3 protein-coding genes and 1 pseudogene are annotated in these 3,736 nt (G+C 39.1%); 1 reads left to right on the top strand and 3 read right to left on the bottom strand.

From position 1 onward, the window contains the following. The gene (locus tag PR809_RS19940) at nt 1-186 is read right to left on the bottom strand and encodes a hemagglutinin repeat-containing protein (RefSeq protein ID WP_272524684.1); all 186 of its coding nucleotides are present in this window, start codon (nt 184-186) and stop codon (nt 1-3) included. A gap of 94 nt (nt 187-280) precedes the next feature. On the opposite strand from PR809_RS19940, the pseudogene PR809_RS19935 reads away from it, so the two are divergent. Beyond that, nucleotides 281-546, top strand: a pseudogene (locus PR809_RS19935) (choline transporter); the annotation flags it as partial. An 827-nt stretch (nt 547-1,373) separates the two neighbouring features. On the opposite strand, the gene PR809_RS19930 reads toward PR809_RS19935, so the two are convergent. Together PR809_RS19930 and PR809_RS19925 are read right to left on the bottom strand one after the other, a co-directional pair. Beyond that, nucleotides 1,374-1,649 (bottom strand): hypothetical protein, encoded by a 276-nt coding sequence (locus PR809_RS19930; protein ID WP_407072567.1) that lies wholly within the window; start codon nt 1,647-1,649, stop codon nt 1,374-1,376. Then, on the bottom strand, nt 1,633-3,736 hold a 2,104-nt coding region (locus PR809_RS19925), incomplete at its 5' end, for a DUF637 domain-containing protein (protein ID WP_272524683.1). The genes PR809_RS19925 and PR809_RS19930, both read right to left, overlap by 17 nt.

Genomic DNA, 3,736 nt, shown 5'->3' with positions numbered 1-3,736 from the left:
TTAACGTACATCTTGGTTATCTTCATTGGGGTTGGGAATGGCAGAGTAAGCGGTAGCGGTTAATTTAAGATCACGGCCAGAAAGTGCAATAATTTTGTCTTTGGATTGGAGATTAGCCGACTGCAAGTCAATATCACGGGCTGCATTTAACGTGACATTGCCATTTGCGATGAGTTTAAAACGCAACTTGAGCCTCGCATTATTGCTGCTGTTGCTGATTGTGATATAGAAACCGACTGCTCTGTTATTTAAATCATGTGGGAAGGACTGGTAATTTAGCTTTGAAGTGGATTTAGGCGACGATATGAACTTTTTCTATGAAGTTCGCCTCCGTTACTATATTCAACCGTCATTTGCGTTATCGGGTATGGGTACTGAAACAGATGAAGAAAAAAGCGAAGAACAACGCTATTACCGCGAAGAAATTCACTTAAAAAAAGGTGGACAAGACTACGATGTGTGGGCTGGGCAAAAGAGCAGATCATTCACGATATTCTTGATCAGTACGAAAAACATATTCACTTCTTACACTTATTGGGTAAGTAGTCCTAAAAAAGAAACATTACCTAAAATGTGTCGATAAGAAAACACAGGCGGCTAAAATCATAACCGCCTGTGTTTTCAATCTTTTTTGCTCAATTCTATTGAACTTAGAGCTATCTACCCCCTATCATTAGGGCTTACTGATTGTTATTACCAGATTTCTTATAATAATTTTGCAGGAAGTATTACGTCTTTGCCTTTAACATAATCCCATACCAAGGTGAATATCTTTTTATATATCGAGCTTTCATATTGTGATAGGTGCATTAATAGTTTTGATAGTTCATCCGATGATCTCATGACTGATATCTCCCCCCTTCAGGATACGCTATAAAAACGTGACTAACACCGTTTATCGATATAGTTAAAAAAGCCTTTCCATTAATATATTGTATATTATTAAGATATACACTACTGACTAAAAACGGCATTTCCATTCCAAGGCCCCTCTAAAAATTCTCGTAGTGTCATTTGATAGCTCGTGCTTTTTTGTTGGGATTAACATATCAAAAGCAGGCAAGTACACAATTTAAATTACAGTCTAGGCCGCCCTCCCCCCGGCAGAAAAAACTGAACTAGATTTGACCTGACAGACACCTTATAAATAACCGGTAACTGTAAGGTCTGAGCTAATACATATAAGGCTTCGTCGGATAAACCCTCCTTCAAGTCAAAACACCTCACAGTGGATGAACCGTATATTTCTGCTCAAATGGCCTCGCTGATCCAACAAACCCATTCAAATACTGGAAGCCTCATCAAGCTCACTCAGGTTATCAATAGGAGACTGTTACAAAACTTGAATAATGATTCTAGCGTAGAACCATGTTTTAAATTAAATTAGCTGGTAGAGATATATTTCTGCCTTCGATATAATCCCAAGTTATCTCACTTAAAAATTTAGATATTTCTGGTTTATATGGCATTATAGACATTATTAACTTATCGAGTTCATCCGTATAATTTATACCTTTTATTCCTTTAGCCTCAAATATACTTGCCATGAAAAATTTAGTTTCTTTATTGACACTAAAACCATAGCTAATATTTTTCGTTGTATTATCATAATCTATTGATAATAAAAATATATTATGGTTTGTAGACACTATGTCCATTCCATGCATCCTTAAATTCGTTAACTTTCATTGTGTACCGTGTTCCTTTAAATGGATCGTTGATTATTACATTACCTCCATTGTCTACGCCTTTAACAACAACCCAATGACCAACTTTATTACCTGAGTCCCACATCATTGCACTCCAAGAACCGGTACGATTTAATGACTCAAAACTTGAGGAAGAAACATTATTAGCAACCCAACCGCTATCAACTTTATTTAGTTTATTGGCAAGTGAATTCATTGATGTTAATTCTGTACCTAATTTAATCTGAGATGTGAAAATATCACGATCTTTTAATATCATTTCCCCACATGCAGCGCCACAACTAGTCGGCGTCACCTGTTTCACTACAGTTGGGTCAACGATTTCATTCATGACATTCCAGTTACCTCCAGCCCCTCCTTTTAATGGTTTCCGCTGAAGAGCCGTGCCTGTTGTTTTGATCAATCGCCCCATAACGGCTACAGCTCGTTCTAATGGTAACGATGTTAATAGTGCAATTGCGTAATCTTTAGTATCCTTGGCCTGTGCTAATGCCATCATAGTATCTGAAACGGGAAGATGCTCTAATATTAACTTTACAGGGTCTTCTCCCCCAGCACCGTTAAGATAATTTTTCCGAATACTACGTTTTTCTTGCTCCGTAAGGCTGCTATCACTCGCTAATACTTTTTCAAGTTCAAAACCACTTGCGAAAAAGTTATCGCCCGTATTTCCAAAAAAATTATGGTAATGGTGATTAAAAAGAAATACATTTTCTGCGGCATTAGCACCACTGTATGCACCACTCGCTTCACCTGTATAAATACCGCCAGATAAAGCCCCAACCACCTTGATTATTTGAGTATCTGCATTTAAATTATTTTTACTTTTGTTATCAAGAGATAGTGCAGCCAATTCAGCGGCTAATGCACCAACAACGGCTCCTTTTACATTGCCACCACTAATTTCTGCACTTAGTGCAGCCAAACCCGCATGACTAAGAGCTTTTCCTGTATGTCCTAGAATATTTCCCTGTTTATCTACATATAAATACTGGAATTTATCGCCTATCAGGTTAGCCCCTTCAGCTTGAATTTGCCCTGCCACATTACTGAGTAGGGCTGTTTTAAAGTTTTCACTAAAGCTCCCACCTTGGATCGCTGTTCCGATGGTTGAGCTGATAGCACTTTGCCCTGCTACACGCTGTGCGACTTGAGTCCAATTTCCATCACTGAGTTTTGGTAAGGTCACTTTGGCTGGATCAGTCGCTTTGCCATATAACGCAATATCAAATCCTTCAAGTGAACCTGCAATAATCATGCTGGTCACAATTGATTTTACGGTATCACTTTCCCCTAGACTGGATAAGGTTTTTGACAGGTTTCCTTTGTTCTCAACTAACGCGACAGAAGCTTGAGAAACGAGTGAGGCAAACCCCGCCTGTGCCGCAGCAGAAGCCATTGACGCTGTTGTCGCTGAAGCCCCCATAGTTGTAGCAGTAGAACTCGCTAATCCACCAACACTGGCGGCTGTAGAGGTTCCATAAGTAGCAGCCGCTACAGCAATGGCAATCACAGCACCTACGACTGGATTAAGGCTTTCAGTTTTTATATCCCACTGGCTATAAGCATCTTTTACAACAGCCCAATTGACGTTTTTGTTATTTTTAATGTCCCCGAGCCACTCATACCCAGGAGTATGACTTAATATTGCTAGTGCCTGTTCGAATGACTGCCCTTCTTTAGTTTTAACATCCGCAGTGATCCCTTTATTCGCATCAACAGTCAGTTTTCCACCAATATGCAATGCAGGTAAAACCCATTTATCTGAGGTATAGCCTTTATTACGTTGGGTGATATAAAAACCGTTTGAATTTGTAATCACCTGTTCAAATTGCGAGTTTTTGACCGCTTTAAAATTCACCTTGCCCGTTTGGCTGGTGATTTTGGCATTCTTGCCCGCATTAATTTTGGTCGCTTCTAATGTGACATCATCCTTGGCATACAGATTAATATCGCCACCAGCAGTAAACTCAGTGACTTTATTGGTTTTATCACTGCGTGTTTTTCTCACTTCCTTTTTCGTAATA

Origin of the sequence: Providencia sp. PROV201 (genome assembly GCF_028479545.1) — a bacterium.
In the GTDB taxonomy this organism is placed as follows: Bacteria; Pseudomonadota; Gammaproteobacteria; order Enterobacterales; family Enterobacteriaceae; genus Providencia; species Providencia huaxiensis.
Note: the sequence above shows the minus strand (reverse complement) of the source record. Positions and strands in the feature narration are given on the sequence as shown.